The organism is Type-A symbiont of Plautia stali, assembly GCF_059731155.1.
Map to the genome: position 1 here is coordinate 3,016,732 of NZ_AP035891.1, position 18,613 is coordinate 3,035,344.

13 protein-coding genes and 6 pseudogenes are annotated in these 18,613 nt (G+C 57.5%); 6 read left to right on the top strand and 13 right to left on the bottom strand.

The window, feature by feature from the left end; translation table 11 throughout:
* Window positions 1-11: 11 nt before the first annotated feature.
* The 7 genes and pseudogenes from AC6I8M_RS15885 to AC6I8M_RS15915 form a co-directional block, all read right to left on the bottom strand.
* Window positions 12-374: a hypothetical protein gene (locus tag AC6I8M_RS15885; RefSeq protein WP_010618669.1), complete on the bottom strand. Its 363-nt coding sequence runs from the start codon at window positions 372-374 to the stop codon at window positions 12-14.
* Between the two features lie 84 nt (window positions 375-458).
* Window positions 459-902: a hypothetical protein gene (locus AC6I8M_RS15890; protein ID WP_010618670.1), complete on the bottom strand. Its 444-nt coding sequence runs from the start codon at window positions 900-902 to the stop codon at window positions 459-461.
* Between the two features lie 147 nt (window positions 903-1,049).
* Window positions 1,050-1,442, bottom strand: a pseudogene (locus tag AC6I8M_RS15895) (autotransporter domain-containing protein); the annotation flags it as partial.
* A gap of 18 nt (window positions 1,443-1,460) precedes the next feature.
* On the bottom strand, window positions 1,461-2,177 hold the full coding sequence (locus AC6I8M_RS15900) for an autotransporter outer membrane beta-barrel domain-containing protein (RefSeq protein WP_010618672.1): 717 nt from the start codon (window positions 2,175-2,177) through the stop codon (window positions 1,461-1,463).
* A 51-nt stretch (window positions 2,178-2,228) separates the two neighbouring features.
* The gene (locus tag AC6I8M_RS15905) at window positions 2,229-2,741 is read right to left on the bottom strand and encodes a hypothetical protein (RefSeq protein ID WP_010618673.1); all 513 of its coding nucleotides are present in this window, start codon (window positions 2,739-2,741) and stop codon (window positions 2,229-2,231) included.
* 19 nt (window positions 2,742-2,760) lie between these two features.
* Entirely contained in the window at window positions 2,761-4,584 is a 1,824-nt protein-coding gene (locus tag AC6I8M_RS15910) for a S6 family peptidase (protein WP_498013824.1), read from the bottom strand.
* 328 nt (window positions 4,585-4,912) lie between these two features.
* The gene (locus AC6I8M_RS15915; RefSeq protein WP_022549200.1) at window positions 4,913-5,290 is read right to left on the bottom strand and encodes a helix-turn-helix domain-containing protein; all 378 of its coding nucleotides are present in this window, start codon (window positions 5,288-5,290) and stop codon (window positions 4,913-4,915) included.
* 426 nt (window positions 5,291-5,716) lie between these two features.
* Here AC6I8M_RS15915 and AC6I8M_RS15920 point away from each other — a divergent pair, with 426 nt between their 5' ends.
* A complete protein-coding gene (locus tag AC6I8M_RS15920; protein WP_498013825.1) occupies window positions 5,717-6,685 on the top strand; it encodes an alpha/beta fold hydrolase in 969 nt (322 codons plus the stop codon).
* A 20-nt stretch (window positions 6,686-6,705) separates the two neighbouring features.
* Here the strand turns inward: AC6I8M_RS15920 and AC6I8M_RS15925 are convergent, their stop codons facing one another.
* The 3 genes and pseudogenes from AC6I8M_RS15925 to proP form a co-directional block, all read right to left on the bottom strand.
* Complete coding sequence (locus AC6I8M_RS15925) at window positions 6,706-7,680, bottom strand: GGDEF domain-containing protein (protein ID WP_010618677.1); 975 nt, start codon at window positions 7,678-7,680, stop codon at window positions 6,706-6,708.
* Between the two features lie 116 nt (window positions 7,681-7,796).
* A complete protein-coding gene (gene hemB / locus AC6I8M_RS15930) occupies window positions 7,797-8,774 on the bottom strand; it encodes a porphobilinogen synthase (protein ID WP_010618678.1) in 978 nt (325 codons plus the stop codon).
* Window positions 8,775-9,110: 336 nt separating this feature from the next.
* Window positions 9,111-10,617: pseudogene (gene proP, locus AC6I8M_RS15935) on the bottom strand (glycine betaine/L-proline transporter ProP).
* A 358-nt stretch (window positions 10,618-10,975) separates the two neighbouring features.
* Between proP and AC6I8M_RS15940 the strand changes: the two are divergent.
* Both AC6I8M_RS15940 and AC6I8M_RS15945 read left to right on the top strand, forming a co-directional pair.
* Window positions 10,976-11,626: a hypothetical protein gene (locus AC6I8M_RS15940; protein ID WP_010616685.1), complete on the top strand. Its 651-nt coding sequence runs from the start codon at window positions 10,976-10,978 to the stop codon at window positions 11,624-11,626.
* Window positions 11,626-11,901, top strand: a complete 276-nt coding sequence (locus tag AC6I8M_RS15945; RefSeq protein WP_010616684.1) for a hypothetical protein — start codon at window positions 11,626-11,628, stop codon at window positions 11,899-11,901. Before AC6I8M_RS15940 ends, AC6I8M_RS15945 begins: the two co-directional genes overlap by 1 nt.
* Before the next feature lie 88 nt (window positions 11,902-11,989).
* Here the strand turns inward: AC6I8M_RS15945 and AC6I8M_RS15950 are convergent.
* Both AC6I8M_RS15950 and AC6I8M_RS15955 read right to left on the bottom strand, forming a co-directional pair.
* Window positions 11,990-12,838: pseudogene (locus tag AC6I8M_RS15950) on the bottom strand (D-2-hydroxyacid dehydrogenase family protein); the annotation flags it as partial.
* Window positions 12,813-14,206, bottom strand: a pseudogene (locus tag AC6I8M_RS15955) (EAL domain-containing protein). The pseudogenes AC6I8M_RS15950 and AC6I8M_RS15955, both read right to left, overlap by 26 nt.
* Before the next feature lie 392 nt (window positions 14,207-14,598).
* Between AC6I8M_RS15955 and AC6I8M_RS15960 the strand changes: the two are divergent.
* A pseudogene (locus AC6I8M_RS15960) lies at window positions 14,599-15,390 on the top strand (MFS transporter); the annotation flags it as partial.
* Between the two features lie 239 nt (window positions 15,391-15,629).
* Complete coding sequence (locus AC6I8M_RS15965; RefSeq protein WP_498013404.1) at window positions 15,630-16,514, top strand: IS110 family RNA-guided transposase; 885 nt, start codon at window positions 15,630-15,632, stop codon at window positions 16,512-16,514.
* Window positions 16,515-16,643: 129 nt separating this feature from the next.
* Here the strand turns inward: AC6I8M_RS15965 and panM are convergent.
* A pseudogene (panM, locus tag AC6I8M_RS15970) lies at window positions 16,644-17,029 on the bottom strand (aspartate 1-decarboxylase autocleavage activator PanM).
* 389 nt (window positions 17,030-17,418) lie between these two features.
* Here panM and AC6I8M_RS15975 point away from each other — a divergent pair.
* The gene (locus AC6I8M_RS15975) at window positions 17,419-18,546 is read left to right on the top strand and encodes a branched-chain amino acid ABC transporter substrate-binding protein (RefSeq protein ID WP_010615900.1); all 1,128 of its coding nucleotides are present in this window, start codon (window positions 17,419-17,421) and stop codon (window positions 18,544-18,546) included.
* Window positions 18,547-18,613 lie beyond the last annotated feature (67 nt).

Here is an 18,613-nt window from a genome sequence, read left to right on the forward strand (position 1 = left end):
GCGATAATGCGTCAGCCCCAGCGGTATCTCCAGCTGCCAACCCTCAGGCGGCTGAATACCGACCAGCGCATTGATGCCCTGGGTTTGATACGCAGCTGGCTGCGTCCCGCCTGCGTATCCGACAGCATAGTCACTACGCCTTTATGCACGCCAGCACTGAAGGCCAGCGGGCTCTGTTCCGCTTCAGGCGTCCAGCGCGCGCCCAGCATCCAGCCCTGATAGCGGCTGGTGGCATCGCTATCGCCCTGCGCACTGCGATAATGCTCGCCGCCGCTATAGCCATACACAAACAGGTTGTGATGATTATCCAGGCTCATCTGCTGGGCAGCGAAGTGGAAGCGGGTTTGCATGGCGTCGTTCAGGGCATACAGCATGTTGGGCAGGGCGAGATAGGTCGGGATTTGTGGCGCGGGTGTGAGCTGTGGCGGTTCCGGCTCAGGCGGCGGTATTATGACAGCTTAGCCACGATCGGGATCAGGTTCCGGCATTATTTCACCGGGGATATCAATAAGATTAGGGATGCCATTGTCTGGCTCACCGGTCACAACCACGTTTTGTAACCGGTAATACCATAAATGATGGCTGTTATTGCCGGCCAGCACGCTGCTTCTCACTAGGCCAGACGTGGCCGGATTGATCTCATCAAACCACGAGCCGCGGGCGATCATTTTCCCAAGCTGTTTAATCCCTTCGCCGGTCTGGCGGCTGACCTGCGCCATCAGCGGCAGCTCAAGAATTTCCTCAATTGCCGTGCCAGACGAAGGCTCTGGCAGCTGCGGAATATTCGCAGCGTTAACGTTATTATTTTGTGATGTGGAAAATGCAGGGTAGCGCTCATCAGCGAATGCAGGAAGGCCATAACAGAACGTACTGATCACCAGCGTCAGCGGGGTAAGTTTCATATTCTCTTCCATGGATGAAAATAGCGAGAATCGCAAACCTAAAGCGACCGACTAACGTAGCAATTAAGTTTTGTCTGGTTTTTTTCAGAAAAGCATAAAAAAGCCCGGTAAGACATGTCCCGGGCTGATGCGTGGTGAGAGCCGCGATTAAAAACTGATCTTCACACCGGCCTGCAGATTCCAGTCGCTGATGCCTTCCTGCGTCAGGCGCTGCTGGCCCTGAAGCTGGGTGTTAAGCTCCAGATTATCCAGTACCTGCCAGCCGGCGTAACCGCTGTACTGCAGGCTGTTGCCGCCGCGTCCGGTGGCGAAGTGCGCCGCCTGCTGGCCGTCACCAATCGCCACCCGATCGCGCTGGCTGATGCGCTGCACGTAGCGCGTTCCCGCGCCCAGCTTCAGCTTCTCGTTGAGGCGGAAGTCGTATTTTACGCCGCCGGAAAGCTGCCACTGCAGCGGATTACGGTAGCTGACCTGTGCGCCGTCGCTGTCGGTGAAATCATTGATATCGAGCCACTGCGCATTCACGCCGGCCACCGGCGTTAGCGCATGCGCGCCGGACTACCAGCGCCAGCCGCTGTCGAGCCCAAGGTTAGCGCCGCGCGCTTTCACCTGCGTCACGTTACCGCGCAGGTCAGTGCTGACGCTGCCGCGATACTGCATCACGCCAACCGGCACGGCCAGCTGCAGGCCCTGATCGGGCTGCCAGCTCAGTAGCGTACTGGCGCCCAGCGTGTCGACGCGGGCGTGACTGTTGCCGTCGCGCGCTTCCGGTGTGATGCTCAGGTTGCCTTTATTGACGCCGACGCTCAGCGCCAGCGCGGAATGTAGCGGGAAGCGGCTGCCAATCATCCAGCCCTGATAGCGGCTGTGGAAATCGTAGCCGTAATCCATAAAGCCGCCCGCGCTGTGATAGCGGTCGTCGCCGGTGTAGCCGGACACAAACAGATCCGGACGGCCCTCTGCGCCCGCCTGCTGCGCGCTGCTGCTGAACAGCGCTTGCAGGTTGTGCGTCACGCTGTGGAAGGCGGCAGGCAGCGAGATGTACGCCGGCACCTGCGGAATCACCGCCGCGCGCACCTTGCCCGCCTCCGGTTTTGGCTCTGGCTGCGGCACCTGCGGATTTTCCGGTTCCGGCTGCGGTTCTGGCTCGGGTTGCGGCTGCGGTTCGGGTTCAGGTGCCGGCTCCGGCAGGTAAGGTTCGCGGTTATCCCCTTCCGCCAGCAGAATGTTTTGCAGACGGTAATCCCAGAACTGATCCCCTTCGCCCGCTACCAAACGCTCATCGGCACTGGCGCGGCCCGGCGCGAAGGCGTACAGACCGTAAGCCTAGGCGCCGCGCGCCACATAGTTGCGGGCCAGCTGGACGCTGTCGGCGTGCGTCTGGCCGCCCACCTGCACCAGCGACACACCTTCATTGTTATCCGCTGCGCCGTTGTGGTTACGATCGCTATCGATCCAGCTGGCCTGCGGTTTTACCGTCAGCCACAGCGGCGCATCGTCCGGCTGTTGCAGATCGCCATCGATCAGTAGGCGATCGCTGGCGTTATCGCGGAACGCGGAGTTCAGCACCAGCGCCGTATCACGCCCGTGGCGCAGATCGCCAAGGCGCATGGCCGACCAGCTGTCCGGCGCATTGTTCCAGCCCGGTGCCAGCGTGACGTTATCGGCGAGGCTGGCGTGATTGATGACGCCGCCGCCGGAGAGCAGCGTGCCGGCGGCCATGTTCAGCGGCGTATGCAGCCGACCGCTCACTTCCAGCTCGCCCTTCAGCACCCCGATGCCCTGCTGATTGCTGACGTCACCACTCAGCGTCAGCCGGCCGTCACCGCTTTTAATCACGCTGCCCTGGCCACTGATATTAGCGCTGATGGTGGAAGCCAGCTCGCCCAGCGTGCTGACGTACTGCGCTCAGACTGGAAGCGGTGCCGCTCAGGTTGATGTCGCCGGCCAGAGTGGATCGGCCCAGCACGTTAAGCGTGGCCTCGTCGGCCAGCGTGATATCGCCGGTAACGTGGGCGTGCTCAGCAACGGTTAGCGCGGCGTCCTGCGCCACCTGCAGCTGGTTGATGTGATAAGTTTTGTCCTGCCAGTCATTGGCAAAGAACACTTTCCCGGCATGCTCAACCTGTTCGCCGCTCAGCGTCAGCACACCGTCGGCCACCGCCAGCTGGTTAAGCTGCGCGCCGCCGGCCAGCTGCCAGCGCTGATGGGTGGTCACGTTGAGGTTATCGCGTGAGTCCGTTTCGCCCAGCTCGCCGAGGAACAGGCGGTTATCGCCGGTGAGATCGAGATGCGCCAGCGTCTGGCTGCGGTTAACGATGCGCGCGCCGCTGTCGTTGTGCAGGATATCGTCGAAGGTCAAATCGTGGCCGTTAACGTCCAGCGTACCGCCGCGATAGCCGAAGCGGATGTTGTCAGTGCTCAACTGATCGGCGCTGTTGAGCACCACGGTCGGGCGGCCGCTGAACAGGGTGACGGTGGAGAACGCCTGTTTGCGCCCCTGCGCGTCGGCCTGCTGGTCGAGGATGACCGTGCCGGCGCCGATTTTGTGCAGCGCATCGTCCTGCAGGCCGTTAACCTGCCACAGCACGGTTTTGTCTTTGTCGACCTCAACGCCGCCGCCGACCCAGCTGAAGTTGCCGTCGCCTGCGGCGCGCAGGGTGTAGTCGTTAGAGAAACGCAGCAAACCCGCACCTAGGTTGACCGACTGCGCCAGCTCGATGATGCCGCCGTCGCCGTTAAAGCGCAGATCTTTGGTGGCATTGAGCTGATCATTGCTAGCTTTATCCGGAATCGTTTCCGCCAGGCTGTTATCAAGTCCATACCACAGCCACTGCTTATCATCCTGCAAAATCATGTCGCTGCGCCATTGAATGACGCTGTTACCAATATTTTCGACGTCGGGTGTTTTCAGCGCATCCAGCGCTGATTGTACGGCTTCATTATCAATCAGAGTGGCAACGTAAGTTCGCTTATAAGGTATGTCTGACAATGTACCATGGGTGTGAACACCAAACAGAACCCAGCGTTTTTCTAAGGTGTCCCAGACGAACATCGGACTACCACTATCTCCCGGGCGAGTACCAATGGCTAGCGTTGCGGATCTGGGGTCGCTAGGCAAAAAAGTAGACCACCACATCCGATTCCTGGTGAAGTCATGTATCGCTTGTGATGAAATTATGCCGCCTGCGTTATAGGCATATACTCCACGGATGTAATCCAGCACACCGGTTATGGGGTTTTCCGCGTAATGATACCCAGCACCCACACGTGCAAAGGTGATATAGCGATCCTGGTTGGTAAGAAATTCTTCGCTACTAATAAATGGCGCTGGCGCACTTTCAACAATGACTTTTTTCACGCGCTGTACATGGAAGTCACGAATTTCACTGACATAATTACCAACAGATGCATAGACCGGCGCAAATTTTGCCTTGTTGCCAATAACAGTCAAACTATTACCTTTATTGTGCGCAGCACTGACAACAAACGCTGGTGAAATAAAGGTGGTAAAACCCTTTTCATTTACCATGCCGAAATCGGGCATCGGTACATCGCCGACATAACCATCAAAGCTGCCGTCTTTACGATATACCGGAATGTTGGTAGCGCCGACGACGTATTTACCGCGATTCTCTGCAAAATCCCGGTACTCCTGCATATCAACGTCGTGGCGTATGATACCGGCCTGCGGCGAACTGCTAAGACAAGCTGCAGTGCAAGCTGGCTTTTTCTCATGATTTTCTTCCCTGAATAATGAAGCAAATAAGTGGGCTACTTTATAAGCGCATCGGCGTTATTCACGCTTAAGCCTCGTCTCAATCTGCCGGAGAAAAGCCTGAAAATGGCGTGCGGCATGGCGCGGCGAATCTGTTAAGATCGCGGCGTTTTCTTTTTCAGCTGGTCAATAAACCCATGTTAAAAATCAAATTCCTGCTGCCGCTGTTGCTGGTTATTAGTGCGCTGGTCTGGTGGCTGATGCCGCATTACAGCGATGAGGACAAGGCTTACTACATCGCGACCTTTTGTACGCTGACCCATGACGGGCGCGATAACAGCGCGCAGGGATCGTCACTGCTGCGCAACAGGGCTTCGGCAGCATCGCTCAGCTGGCGTTTGCGGCAGAACAGCGGCGTGCAGCCCATCACCTGTTTAAACGATCGGGTAAAGGATTGCTGACTTTCGAAATGGTATTTAACCGCCAGACCGATGATCGGTGTGCGGCTGAATTTCAGCTCGTTCACGCAACAAATCAGTTTCTTTTTGCGAATATAACGCGCCAGCGTTTCGTTATGGTAACGGGCAAACAGTTTCTGTAAATACCATTTGGAATAGCCAAATTTCAGTGCAATATCATCAATGCTCAAACATTGATCTAGGTTGGCCATAATCCATTAGGTCACCGAATCAATCACCCCTTGGTTGTATTTTTACTGCATCATTATGGTCCTCCAATAACTCGACACAGTGTAATTAAATTAAACTTTTTAAGCACCGTCGTAACGTAAAGTTTTATCAGGAAATGGCTTTTTTATTAATTGTCATCAAGACTGGTCTTGTTTATCGTGAAATTAATCGCCGACATGTTGTGATGATGTTGAATAGTTGCCGTAATTACGGCCGTTATTATTAACGCAAATTGGTTATCGCTTTGCGCGGCTTAACAGTCAAAGGTGTGACGGGCGGCTTCACGGCGCATCAATATCCACCGGCGTTTTTCGTGCCAGACTGAGGGTTTTCCCCTTTACAGAAGAGGTCACATGACGTTTCGTTTTCGATTAAAACCGTTACTTAGCGTGACGCTGGCGTCAGCGATGCTGTGCGGCACGCTCAGCGCGCAGGCCGCAGAGGTCGTGTATGGCGAGCAGCTGGAGGGGTTTCACTATCCTTATCCGCTGCAGCATTTTATCTTCTCCTCCCAGCAGCAGTCGCTCAGCATGGGCTATATGGACGTGAAGCCCGCGCAGCAGGCCAATGGTCAGACAGTGGTGCTGATGCACGGTAAAAACTTCTGCGCTGCCACTTGGGAAGACACCATCAACGCACTGAGCCAGCAGGGCTATCGCGTGATCGCGCCGGATCAGATTGGTTTCTGCACCTCCACCAAACCCGCCCGCTATCAGTACAGCTTTCAGCAGCTGGCGCAAAATACTCATCAGCTGTTAGCGCAGCTCGGCATTGAGAAAGCGGTGATCGTTGGCCACTCGACCGGCGGTATGCTGGCGACGCGTTACGCACTGATGTATCCGCAGCAGACGCAGAAGCTGGTGCTGGTCAATCCGATTGGTCTCGAGGACTGGAAGGCGAAGGGCGCGCCGTGGCGCTCGGTGGATCAGTGGTATCAGCGCGAGCTGAAGCTCGACGCGGCGGGCATTAAGAAATATGAGCAGCACACCTATTACAGCGGCCAGTGGAAGCCGGAATATGACAAATGGGTGCAGATGCTGGCCGGGCTGAATAAAGGACTAGGGCATGAGAAAGTGGCGTGGAACTCGGCGCTCATCTACGACATGATTTTCACCCAGCCGGTCTATTACGAGTTTAAAGACCTGAAGGTGCCGACCACGCTGATGATCGGCACGGCCGATACCACAGCGATTGGAAGCGATATCGCTTCACAGGCGGTGAAAGCGCAGCTCGGACATTACAATGTGCTGGGCAAACAGGTGGCACAGCTGATTCCTGGCGCGCGACTGATTGAGTTCCCCGGCATGGGGCACGCGCCGCAGATGGAAGCGCCAGCGAAGTTTAATCAGACGTTGATTGATGACCTAGCGCATTAAGGTGAATGCCCGCGCGGCAGCTATCTGCGCGGCTGCCTTTTCTGGTACTTGGCGGCGTACATGCGTGCGTCGCTGCTTTCCAGCAGCTGCTCCAGCGATTGCGGCTGCTGCGGATCAAATTCTACGATGCCCGACGAAAACTGCAGCGTGTAGCGCCGCTCCAGATCCTGCATCTGTTTATGCAGATAGTGGGCGAAGCGCGCCAGCGTCGCTTCCGCCTCGTCCTGACGAATGCCGTTCAGCAGCACCACAAACTCATCACCGCCGAGCCGGGCAAAGATATCGGCATGGCGAAAACTCACCTTCATGGCATCGGCAAAGTCCATCAGCGCGCGGTCGCCCTCGCAGTGACCATGCCGGTCGTTGATAGCCTTGAAGCCGTCGAGATCGAGAAACGTCAGGCTGGCGGGCAGCAGTCTCAGCTGGCACTCATTCAGCGCCATCTGTCCCTGCGTCATAAAGCCGCGCCGGTTGGTGATTTGCGTCAGCTCATCGGAAGTCGCGGTCTGAAACGCCACCAGCTCGGCTTCGGCCATGGCCGCCAGATCGCGCAGCGCGTGCAGATCCTCCGCGTTGAACTGGCGCGCATGATTATCGATGATGCACAGCGTACCGACTTTGGCGCCGGACGGCGTGCGCAGCGGATAGCCCGCGTAGAAACGCACCGGATTGTCTGCATCGGTAACCAGCGGATTATCGCTGAAGCGCGTGTCGGCCAGCGCGTCCTCTACCACCATCACCTCATCCTGCAGGATGGTGTGGCCGCAAAAAGAGATGTTACGGGCGGTGGTTGGCCGATCAAAACCGTCGCTGGATTTAAACCATTGATAGTCATTCTCCAGCAGACTGACCATCGCGACCGGAACGTCAAACAGACGTCGGGCAAGGCGGGTTAAACGGTCAAAACGCTCTTCTGTGGGTGTGTGCAGAATGTTGAGCGCACGTAACTGGGCCAGACGCTGTGATTCGTCCGCAGGCAGTGCAGGTGCTTTCATCGCGTAACTCTTGTTAATGATGGATGTGTTACAGCAAACCGGATGTCGTGCCCGTGCAGGGGCAGAGAGCACTAAACAACCGCGGCAATCCGCGATTGTTTAGCGTAACGAGAGGATCAGAGCACTTTTTGCTCGGCAAGATCAAGGGCGAAATAGCTGAAAATGAGATCGGCACCGGCACGCTTAATGGCACCTAAGCTCTCCAGCACCACGTTGCGTTCATCGATGGCGCCCGCCTGAGCGACGAATTTGATCATCGCGTACTCACCGCTTACCTGGTAAGCCGCCAGCGGCAGCGTGGTGCGCTCGCGGATATCACGCAGGATATCGAGGTAAACGCCTGCCGGTTTGACCATCAGCGAATCTGCACCTTCCGCTTCATCAATCAGCGACTCGCGAATCGCTTCACGGCGGTTCATCGGGTTCATCTGATAGGTTTTGCGGTCGCCTTTCAGCGCGGTGCCCGCCGCTTCACGGAACGGGCCATAGAACGACGAGGCGAATTTGGTGGAGTAGGAGATGATAGCGGTATCGGTAAAGCCGGCCGCGTCCAGCGCCTGGCGAATCACTTTCACTTGGCCATCCATTGCTGCTGACGGCGCGATGAAGTCGGCACCGGCCTGAGCAGCAACCACCGCCTGTTTGCCGAGGTTAACCAGCGTCTGATCGTTGTCGACGCCGTGATCGCACAGCACGCCGCAGTGGCCGTGACTGGTGTATTCACAGAAGCAAGTATCGGACATGACAATCATTTCCGGCACCGTGTCTTTGCAGATGCGCGACATGCGCGCCACGAGGCCGTTTTCGTTCCACGCATCGCTGCCGGTGGCATCGGTGTGGTGCGAGATACCAAAGGTCATGACCGAACGGATACCGACTTTGGCGATGCGTTCGATTTCGTACGCCAGACGTTTTTCCGGAATGCGCATCACGCCCGGCATGGCGTTGATTGGCACGTAATCATCCACGCCTTCTTCAACGAAGATCGGCAGGGCCAGATCGTTCAGGCTGAGGTGGGATTCCTGGAACAGTTCGCGCATCGACGCGCTTTTGCGCAGTCTTCTTGGGCGCTGAATGAGATTGAAATCAGACATGCTCGGTTAACTTATGCTGGTGAAAAAAGTGGCGACAGTTTACCCCTTTTCGCCGGGTAGCATGAAGGATTGTGTGCGGTGCGGGCCGGGCGTCGTTGCCGGTCGGCATGAATGCCGACCCTACAGCGCACCCGGCAATCGCAGAATCATCACCCGCAACATACCCGCAGGGCACGCATTAATGCACATCTGGAATCAGCAGAATCACAACCCGCCGTTACCCGTAGGGTGCGCATTCATGCGCACCTGGAAGCATCACTGCAAGGCACACATTCTCACGCACCTGGCAATCGCAGAAACAAAACTCCCGCTAGGTGGCGGGAGTGAAAGGACAGATTACTCGTTGATGTCCCGGAGCTGCTGCACCAAGTTTTTCCGCTTCGCCTCAAGGCGGGCGATCTCTTCATCAATATCTTCAATCTTCTGCTCGATATTGTCGTGATGCTCCTGCAGGATCTCACGCGCCTCTTCGAGGTCCGATGCCGCCGGTGTCTCGCCGCGCAGCGGTTTGTTGGCGGTCTCTTTCATGTACAGACTGGTCACCAGACCGACCACCGCCACCACCATCAGGTAGTAAGCCGGCATATACAGATTGTTGCTGGCTTCCACCCGCCCAGGCGGTCACGGTTGGCGTCAGGCCGGCAATCAGAATCGAGATGTTAAAGGCGCTGGTCAGCGCACTATAACGAATGTGCGTTGGAAACATTGCCGGCAGCGAGGAGGCCATCACGCCGGTAAAGGCGTTGAGGATCACCGCCAGCAGCAGCAGACCGGCAAAAATCAGCCCCAGTACGTTACTGTTGAGCAGCATAAAGGCCGGAATCGCGCAGAAGAACAGGGTAATACTGCCGACGATCACGAACGGACGACGGCCGAAGCGGTCGCTCAGCATGCCCATCACCGGCTGCACAAACAGCATCCCCATCATGATGGCGATGATAATCAGCACGCCGTGATCTTCAGAATAGTGCAGGTTATGCGACAGATAGCTCGGCATGTAGGTCAGCAGCATGTAATAGGTCACGTTGGTGGAAAGCACCAGACCGATACAGGCCAGCAGGCTTTTCCAGTGTTTGCTGGCGATCTCTTTGAACGACACTTTCTGGCCGTCGCGCAGACCTTCGCGGTCGCCTTGCTCCAGCTTATCGACATGCTGCTGGAACGCTGGCGTCTCTTCCAGTGCGTGACGCAGATACAGGCCGATAATGCCCAGCGGCAGCGCGAGGAAGAACGGAATACGCCAGCCCCAGTCGAGGAATTTCTGCTCGCCAATCACCGTTGAGATCAGCACCACCACGCCCGCGCCCAGCACGAAGCCGGCAATCGAACCAAAGTCCAGCCAGCTTCCCATGAAGCCGCGCTTACGGTCCGGCGAATATTCGGCGACGAAGATCGACGCACCGGTATATTCACCGCCCACCGAGAAGCCCTGCGCCATTTTCGCCAGCAGCAGCAGTATCGGTGCCCAGATGCCAATCGAGGCGTAAGAAGGGATCAGGCCGATACAGAAGGTACTGATCGACATGATAACAATGGTGATCGACAGGATTTTCTGGCGACCATATTTATCGCCCAGCATGCCGAAGAACAGGCCGCCCAGCGGACGAATCAGGAACGGTACCGAGAAGGTCCCGAGTGCGGCAATCATCTGCACGCCAGGCGAGGCGTCCGGGAAGAACACTTTACCCAGCGCGTAGGCCACGAAGCCATAAACACCAAAATCCAACCATTTCATCGCGTTACCGAGTGACGCGGCGGTAATGGCCTTACGTAAACGAGCGTCATCGGTAATCGTGACGTCATCCAGCCCAATAGGTTTTACACGCTTCCTACGTAATTTCATGAGGTTACCCTGTATTGGAATTCAAAAAGTCCTCAACGCTGCGGACTCGGTGGAGCGTTCAGTCCGCGGCGTTGAGAAAATTAAAGCATAGCCGTGAAAGTGGTTTTTTCCTTGGCCTGCCAAAGCAATTATTACTCAGGTAATTATTGCATCCCGCGACAGCGTATACCGTTTAAATGTGATATTTGTCATGTTTCCGCTAATAACTGGCTATTTTTTGACTAAAACTATGGCAGTTTTGGTCCGCAATCGCGGCAAAAAAATTGTCTGAATCGCGACGCAGGCCGCAGCGTAGATGCGTGGGCGAGCGAAAATATCTATACTTGCGCCAGTTTCTCTTCCGGAGATCGGGCGCCGCATGGCACGCTTTGTTTTATTTGCAAAAAGTCTCTGTTTTGACGTTGACCAGCAGGTCCTCTTTCCGGTGCAGTCGCCCGCGCACCGCGTGGCACTGACGCCGCTGCAAACCGCCATTCTGCGGCGCGTGATTGATGCGGATGGCAAACTGGTGCGCAACCAGACCCTGCATGCGCTATTTCAGCGCGTCCCCAACGACACACCGTTCGCCGAACGCCTGACGGCCACCATTGCCGCCATCAATCAGCAGGCGCAGCTGGCACACGCGCCGGGGCCGCTGGTGCATCAGGTGCCGCTGATTGGCTGCGTGCTGGCCGATCAGGTCGATGTGGCGCCGCTGAGCGATGAGCCAGTGGCTGCGCCAGCGGCAGCGGTGGTCAGTCCGCTACCTTCGCCCGCGCCGGCCGGCCAGCGTAAAGAAGAAGCGGCCTGTGCTGCGCTGGGTGATCGTTGCGCTGCTGCTGGTGAATGTCGCGCTGCGGCGCTATCGGCAGTGGCAGCCGCGCCTGCCGGATGGCTCAGCGCCTGCGCGGGTGTACATCAAGCCGGTGCGTACCCGACTCTTTTCCAGTACCTTCCTGTGCGCCAAACCGATCGCGCAGAAGGACAACGAATGTGTTTCATGGATGGTGTCAGCGCAGGAGATACCTGATGCGTAAAGCGATAATCACCACGGCGGTGGTACTGGCCTTTGTGCTGCCGTGGGCGCTGGCGCTGCTGCTGCGGCCGGTAGAACCGGTGCCGAAGTGGTGTGAAGCACCGTATCGTTTTGATCATGAAGGCGCGCCGGCTGGCGCGATTGATGCCACCATTCGCACGCGCTTTAAGGCGGACGGCAGCGGCAGCTCAACGCTGACCGGAACCGTCACGGTACGCGATCGCCACTATCGCCTGCATCGCGTATCCGATACCACCTGGCGCCGCTAGGGCGATTTCATGCTCAGCACCACGCGCAACGTACGTATCCTGGCAGACGACACCGTACCGCCCGCGCTGGCGGCGCAGATCGTGTTTTCGCCAGCACGTTCGGCAACTGACGCAGCGGATGATCGGCCGGTAGCGGCTCCTGTTCAAATACATCCAGCCCGGCGCCCGCCAGCTGGCCAGACTGCAGCGCGCAGATCATCGCCTGCTGATCGACAATCCCGGCGCGCGAGGTGTTAATCAGTAGCGCGCCCGGCTTCATGTGCGCCAGCGCCGCGCCGTCCAGCAGATGACGGGTGTGCTCACTCAGCACCAGATGAATCGATACCACATCGCTCGCCCTGAGCAGCGCCGGCAGCGAAGCCATCTTCTCTGCGCCGCACGCCGCTGCGCGTGCTTCGCTCAGGTTCTGGCTCCAGGCGCACACGCGCATGCCAAAAGCGCGCGCCACGTTAGCCATCTCACCGCCAATCTTGCCCAGTCCGAGCAGGCCGAGGGTTTTGCCGTGCAGCGTCATGCCCGGCGTATGCTGCCACGCACCGTTGCTGCGCAGCGCCTAGCTCTCCGCCGGGATATGGCGTGCCAGACCGAGCAGCAGCCCCCAGCTCAGTTCCAGCGGCGCCGCGCTGCTACTGGCGGTGCCGCACACCGCGATCAGCCGTTCGGCACAGGCGTGCAGATCGATTGAGGCATTGCGCATACCGGAGGTGACAATCAGCTTCAGATTGGGCAGGCGGCCTATCAGCCGGGCGCTGAGCGGCGTGCGTTCGCGCATCACCACCAGAATGTCGGCGTGCGCGATGTGAGCGACCAGTTCATCTTCGTCGGCGTAGTGCCGGTGCAGCGCGGTAGTTTGTACCTGCGGTTGCAGCGATGCCCAGTCGGCCAGCGACAGGGCAAAATTTTGATAATCATCAAGAATGATGCAGTTCAGGCTCATGGTGGCCCTCAACGGGAAGCGGTTGGCGCCCCTGCTGATTAAGCCAGGCGCGAAGCTGGTTGTTGTCCATCGGACGGGCGTAATAATAGCCCTGAATAAACACCACGCCACGCTGCTGCAGATACTGAAATTGCAACGCGGTTTCTACCCCTTCACCCAGTACCTCGAGCTGCAGCTTGTGGCACAGATTGATGATGGCATCCAGCACCGGGGTTTCGATCTCCAGTCCTTCAATGGCGTTGATAAAGCCGCGGTCGATCTTCAGGTAATCGAGCGGGAAGGTTATCAGATAGGAAAGCGCGCAGTGGCCGGTGCCGAAGTCGTCAATCGCCACCTTCATGCCGTGCGACTGCAAATAGCGCAGCTTGCGCGACACCGCGTCGCCGTCCTCGATCAGGCTGCGCTCGGTGAGCTCCAGCGTGATCAGCATCTGTTTATCTCGGATGTTGCGGGCAAAACGCATCAGCGCTTCCGCATCGGTGCAGCGCTGAATCTCGGTGCTGTACACCGGCTGATAGTGCACCGTGAACTCACGGTTGCGTATCGCCCGGCGAATTTCATCCGCCCATGAGAGGCGGCGGCGCAGCCAGTTGGCGGTCAGCACCATCAGCAAAATCGAAAAGATGGCGGCCATCGGCAGGAAAATAAGCAGCGCCTGACGCTAGGCTTTGATCAGCTCGGCGGCGGGTACCGTCACGCTGACGCTGATTGGATAGCGGCTGGACTCCGCCTGATAGTTGGCGCTGCTGAGGTACAGCAGCTCTGGCTGGTCGTCCGGACCGCTGGCGATGGGGCTGCCGCCGTTGAAGCGCAGGCTCATCTGATAACGGTTCGACTCGCCGATGGCGCGCATGAAATCCATCAGATACTGGCCATCAATCACCGTCCAGAAACCGCTGCTGTCCGGCAGGTGACGCACGAAAATCACCGCCGGGCGATCCGGTACGCCGGAGGTGCCGCGAATCGACAGGCTCCACTAGGCTTTGCCGGTCACCGGCGGCGACTGCATCATCATCCCGGCAGAGTGTCGTGCTGTAGTCCGTAAGCCGACGAGCCGGTGATTTCGCTGCCCTGCAGGGTGCCAATCGAGCGGAAGTAGGCATTAAGGGTGCCGGCGCGCTGCAAATCTTCATCAATATCGGCGCAGCGACGATTCTGATACTGACGCAGGCGGGTCGCCATGTCCCAGGCGCTGTCACTCATCTTTTCTGCCTGCGTCAGAAGGGCATTGGCGGTGGCAATTTGCTGCTGGCTGACCGTATGGCGCGCCTCAATGGCTGTGCAAAATATGCCCAGCACCAGCGGTAATAACCCGGCACAGACAATCAACAGCCAGCCAAAATCGCGTTGTCGTTTTTGCAGAGGCACCAGACTTTCCTCGGTCGGTTTAAGCAGCATTCAGGGAGCGCGTTACGGCGTCAGCAGCATAACACTTTCCCGGGGCCGTGCATGTTAGCGTTTTGATTTTCCACCAATCTGATACAAGTCAATTATGGTTCGCGCTTTGCGTTTATTGACAATGTTTTGCCGTTACTGGCATTTCCCGGCAAGAAAACACCTCGGACACGAGATGAGTAAGAATGTTGCGCCAGAATAATCAGGCATGACGATGCGCGATGACGCCATACGGCGGCAGCGTCACTGCGCAGGGAAGATGCCAGACGATCGACAAATACGGATTGTCTGGCATCGTGGGGTGGTAAGACGTTAAGGGCGCGGCGCGGGCCGGTTATTTTTGACGCACAGTCGCGGTTTGGGGCGGCCATTACCCAGCATTATCGCCAGCCAAGTGGTGGTGCTTGGGCTATTTGGCAGCGCTGGTGAGCGGGCTGTGTATTTTGCTTTCGGCCCTGGCGGAGGAGCAGGAGGTGCTCAGCCTCGCGCTGCTGTGCCTCGGGCGTGTGCTGCTGGGCGTCGGGCAGAGTTTCTGCGGCACCGGCACCTCGCTGTGGGGCGTGGCGAAAGTCGGCTTGCTGCATATTGGCCGGGTGATCTCCTGGAACGGCATTGTCACCTATGGCGCGATGGCGATTGGCGCACCGCTTGGGGTGATGATCTTTCGCAGCGGCGGCCTGCTGCTGCTCTCCAGCGTGATTATCGCCATCAGCGTGCTGGCGATAGTGCTGGCGCTGCCCCGTGCGCCGGTGAAAGGCAGCAAGGCCAAACCGCTGCCGTTCCGCGCGGTGCTCGGTAAGGTGTACGGTTTTGGCCTGCTGCTGGTGGCGGGCGCGTTCGATCCGTGGATGGCGAAGTTCGGCGCTTTTCTCACCGGCGCCGGTTTCTCGCTGGTGTTCCCGGCGATTGGCGTGGTCGCAGTCAAAGTGGTGCCGCAGCAGAACCAGGGCAGCGCGCTGGCCACTTACACCGCGTTTATGGATCTGTCGCTCGGCATCACCGGTCCCATCGCTGGTTTTATCATGAGCTTCGCCGGCGTACAGCTGGTCTACCTGCTGACTGCGCTGTTGGTGGGATTTGCGCTGCTTTGTACCCTGCGGATGATCAAGCGTCAGGCTGGGTTGCCAGCCGAAGACGCTGTGTCCAGGTCGCCATGAATGGCGACCCTTATATCCCGATCATTCTCCTCCGGGTATGATGATCCCCGACTGATCATCGGGAAGTTGCTGGTGAGATGGGGGCGACCCCTGGGCATAAAGCCTGCTTTGTGGATTCATCCCCGGCAACTTAACTCCCGCCTTCAAGACCGGACGGTATCCTGTGCCCCGAGCACGCATCCATAAGGATGGTCATGGCGGTTTCCCTGTGCTGTTAAGGAGAATCTATACAAACCCGTATGCCTGTCGGCATTGATATTGCCTCCGGAAAGTTTGATGTGGCCGTCTGGAAAGGCGACACGTCTTACAAAACCAAAGTCTTTCCCAACACCCCTAAGGGCTTTATCGCCCTGAAAAAATGGCTGGAGCCGTTCGGCTGCTGCCATATCTGCATGGAGGCTACCGGCGCGTACAGTGAGCCGCTGGCCACCTTCCTGCACGACGAAGGCTATGATGTCAGCGTGGAAAATCCTGCGCGCATCAGGCGCTTCGGGCAGGCCGAGCTGAGCCGGAATAAGACGGATAAAGACGATGCGCGCATGATAGCGCGCTACTGTAAACTGCACGGCCCATCGCTGTGGCAGCCGGCGCCGCTGAATGAACGCAGGCTGAAAGCGCTGGTGAAGCGCCTGACGAATCTTCAGGAAATGCGGCAGATGGAAGAGAACCGGCTGGAGGTATCGGATGCGGTGGTGCAGCCCTCAATCCGCGTGGTCATTGCGGCGCTGGATGCGCAGATAGACGAAACGAAGCGGGCAATAAACGACCATATTGACAATGACCCGGGCCTTAAAAAGAACAGGGAACTGCTGGAGTCCATCCCGGGCGTGCTGGGCAGCACGATGCTGGCGTATATGGGGGACATGTCGAGGTTCAGCAGCAGCAAGGCTCTTGTGGCGTGGGTGGGGCTGAATCCGATGCGGCAGGAGTCCGGTGAGTGGAAGGGCAAAAGCAGGATATCGAAGATGGGCAACAGCGCGATGCGCAAGGCCCTGTACATGCCAGCGATAGTGGCGATGAAGTGGAATCCGGCGGTAAGTTTGCTGAAGAAGCTGCTGCAGCTGGCTTATGGTGTGCTGAAGTCGGGTCGTCCGTTCGATGCCGAAATATGTCTTGCCAGGTAACCGGCAAGACGGTATCTACAGGTTGATGGCACGGTTTATGTTGGGTGCGCATTCATGCGCACCGTTAATCACGCTCCTACGCAACATACGCATTCATGCGTACCGCTCTGCACGGCGTAAAATCGCCGCTTAACGCACCCAACCGTCGCTCTGCGCGCGGAAACCACACGCCTGCATAAACGCCGCGCGTACGTGCTGATCGTCTTTGCCGTCATCGGCAACCCACCAGTGATCCAGCGCGCTGTTCTGCGCTATCGTCTCTTCCAGCAGATATTGCCCTACGCCGCGCCGCCGCGTGACTTCACGCACTTCCAGCTGCGTAATCTTGCCCAGCGTGCCGCGAATCTCCAGCCGCAGCGCTCCGAGCAACCGATCGTTAAAGCGCGCTGCATACAGCCGCTGCGCTTCACTGAGGCTGGCTTCCAGCTGCGCGATATCCTGCTGCGGCCAGACTTTGGCTAAATCCAGTCGATCTGCGGCGTCAGCGTGCTGATGCACTGAATAGTGAGCTTCATAACCCTTACCTGTACTGGCAGAAAGGCCTTAGTGTAGCGAATTTAGACAGTCAGAGCGCTGTCACTTTTTTGCGATGAAAAGAGGGCAAATGCCAGCCACTTTGCCAGGATTGTGGAGTAAGCCAGCATCGATCGCTGAAAAAGCCAGCATAACGCGCTGGCCTGGTGGTGAAAAACCGGCCATAAAAACCAGAGTAATCTGCTGTTCTCGTCAGCTTTTACTGAATATGTCAGTTGATTTACAGAAGAAAGTTCCTGTTTAATAACCTGAAAAATAAAGCCTTCTTAACAAAAAATGCCAGAAAAGAGCGCTAACTCATTATTCTCAAATCAGTTTTGCTCTTTAACTGGCAGATAAATAACCAATCACAACAGATGGGGAAGTTCGCATGAAAATGAGTAAAGGACGCGCATTACTGGCGGGATGCGTAGCGCTGGCGATGAGCCATGCGGTACTGGCGAAAGACATCAAAATTGCGATTGTCGGTGCGGCAACCGGCCCGGTGGCGCAGTACGGTGACATGCAGTTCACCGGTGCGGCCCAAGCTATCAAGGACATCAACGCCAAAGGCGGCGTAAACGGTGACAAGCTGGTCGGCGTAAAATATGACGACGCCTGTGACCCGAAACAGGCGGTTGCGGTGGCCAACAAAGTGGTCAATGACGGCATCAAATACGTTATCGGCCACCTGTGCTCCTCCTCCACTCAGCCGGCATCAGACATTTATAACGATGAAGGCATTCTGATGATTACCCCGGCGGCTACCGCGCCTGAACTGACCGCGCGCGGCTATGCCGACGTGATGCGTACCACCGGTCTGGATTCCGATCAGGGCCCGACCGCTGCCAATTACATCCTCGATCAGATCAAACCAAAACGTATTGCAGTGGTGCATGACAAGCAGCAGTACGGTCAGGGCCTGGCGGAATCTGTGCAGAAAACCCTGAAGGCGAAAGGCGGCAACGTGGTGCTGTTCGAAGGGAGCACCGCTGGCGATAAAGACTTCTCCACGCTGATTGCGCGCCTGAAGAAAGAGAACGTCGATTTCGTTTACTACGGCGGTTACTACCCGGAGCTGGGCCAGATTCTGCGTCAGGCCAAAACGGCCGGTCTGAAAGCCGGCTTTATGGGACCAGAAGGTGTCGGCAACGCTTCCCTGTCTAACATCGCGGGTGACGCGTCTGAAGGCCTGTACGTGACGCTGCCGAAGCGCTACGACCAGCTGCCAGACAACAAAGCGATTGTGGACGCGATCAAAGCCAACAGCGCATCAAACCGCAAAGATCCAACTGGTCCATTCGTCTGGACCACCTATGCGGCTATTCAGTCGCTGGTGGCGGGCATTGAGCGCAGCAAAAGCGATGAGCCTGATGCGATTGCTAAAAACCTGAAAGAGGGTGCGCCGGTACCCACCGTGATGGGTAACCTGAGCTGGGACCAGAAAGGCGATCTGAAGGGCTTTGAATTTGGCGTCTTCAAATGGCACAAAGACGGTTCTTCTACCGCGGTTAAGTAAGCACGCTCCTGAATTTTCCCTCTCCTGATGGGCGAGGGCAGGGTGCGGCACCGCGCGCACGCGCTGA

Coding starts and splice junctions, on each gene's coding strand:
- hemB (WP_010618678.1), bottom strand. CDS start 8,774: ATGTCTGATTTCAATCTCATTCAGCGCCCAAGAAGACTGCGCAAAAGC.
- AC6I8M_RS15940 (WP_010616685.1), top strand. CDS start 10,976: ATGGCACGCTTTGTTTTATTTGCAAAAAGTCTCTGTTTTGACGTTGAC.
- AC6I8M_RS15975 (WP_010615900.1), top strand. CDS start 17,419: ATGAAAATGAGTAAAGGACGCGCATTACTGGCGGGATGCGTAGCGCTG.
- AC6I8M_RS15890 (WP_010618670.1), bottom strand. CDS start 902: ATGAAACTTACCCCGCTGACGCTGGTGATCAGTACGTTCTGTTATGGC.
- AC6I8M_RS15915 (WP_022549200.1), bottom strand. CDS start 5,290: ATGGCCAACCTAGATCAATGTTTGAGCATTGATGATATTGCACTGAAA.
- AC6I8M_RS15885 (WP_010618669.1), bottom strand. CDS start 374: ATGCTGTATGCCCTGAACGACGCCATGCAAACCCGCTTCCACTTCGCT.
- AC6I8M_RS15920 (WP_498013825.1), top strand. CDS start 5,717: ATGCTGTGCGGCACGCTCAGCGCGCAGGCCGCAGAGGTCGTGTATGGC.
- AC6I8M_RS15965 (WP_498013404.1), top strand. CDS start 15,630: ATGCCTGTCGGCATTGATATTGCCTCCGGAAAGTTTGATGTGGCCGTC.
- AC6I8M_RS15945 (WP_010616684.1), top strand. CDS start 11,626: ATGCGTAAAGCGATAATCACCACGGCGGTGGTACTGGCCTTTGTGCTG.
- AC6I8M_RS15925 (WP_010618677.1), bottom strand. CDS start 7,680: ATGAAAGCACCTGCACTGCCTGCGGACGAATCACAGCGTCTGGCCCAG.